1 protein-coding gene is annotated in these 581 nt (G+C 49.1%); it reads left to right on the forward strand.

What is annotated here, in order from left to right; all coding sequences use genetic code 11:
* On the forward strand, positions 1–581 hold a 581-nt coding region (locus tag R7R24_RS28890), incomplete at both ends, for a 5'-3' exonuclease H3TH domain-containing protein (RefSeq protein ID WP_318120484.1).

Genomic DNA, 581 nt, shown 5'->3' on the forward strand with positions numbered 1-581 from the left:
GGTTTGCCGTTGATCTGCGTTCCTGGCGTGGAAGCAGATGACGTCATCGGTACGTTGGCTTACCAAGCCTCGCAACAAGGCATGCCTGTTTTAATCAGTACTGGCGATAAAGATATGGCTCAGCTGGTGGATGACAACATTACCTTGATCAACACCATGACGAACGTCGTAATGGATCGTGAAGGGGTGGTGGAAAAATTTGGTATTCCGCCAGAGTTGATCATCGACTATCTAGCGTTGATGGGCGATAAAGTCGATAACATCCCTGGTGTACCGGGCGTGGGCGACAAAACGGCGACCGCTTTGCTGCAAGGCATTGGTGGCCTTACTAAGTTGTACGAAAATCTGGATGATATCGCGGCACTTGGTTTCCGCGGTTCGAAAACCATGGCGAAGAAGCTGGTCGACAACAAAGACAACGCTATGCTGTCTTATGAGCTGGCTACCATCAAGCTGGATGTGGAACTGGAAGAAACACCAGAGTCGCTACTGAAAGCAGAGCCAAACAAAGACGAATTGATCAAACTGTATGGTCAGTTAACGTTTAAGTCTTGGTTGAACGAACTGCTTGAAGGCGGCTC

This window comes from Vibrio sp. 704 (genome assembly GCF_033339295.1).